At 68.2% G+C, this 255-nt stretch carries 1 protein-coding gene; it reads right to left on the reverse strand.

What is annotated here, in order from left to right:
* Window positions 1-88 precede the first annotated feature (88 nt).
* Window positions 89-255: EF-Tu C-terminal domain-related protein (locus EG885_RS22570; protein ID WP_479724685.1), on the reverse strand; the 167-nt coding region annotated here is incomplete at its 5' end.

A 255-nucleotide genomic window follows, 5' to 3' on the forward strand; every position in this document is an offset into this window, starting at 1 on the left:
GGTGGCGGCGCATGGCAAAGGGGCCGCCCTTTCGGGCGGCCCCTGATGTGGTCCATGGGCGGGCGGGGTCAGCCGCGCGCCGTCAGGATCACTTGATGATTTTCGACACCACGCCGGCGCCGACGGTCCGGCCGCCTTCGCGGATGGCGAAGCGCAGCTTTTCTTCCATCGCGATCGGGGCGATCAGCTCGACCTCGAACTTGAGGTTGTCGCCGGGCATGACCATCTCGGTGCCCTCGGGCAGCTTGACGGTGC

This window comes from Paracoccus nototheniae, from assembly GCF_004335005.1.
GTDB lineage: Bacteria > Pseudomonadota > Alphaproteobacteria > Rhodobacterales > Rhodobacteraceae > Paracoccus > Paracoccus nototheniae.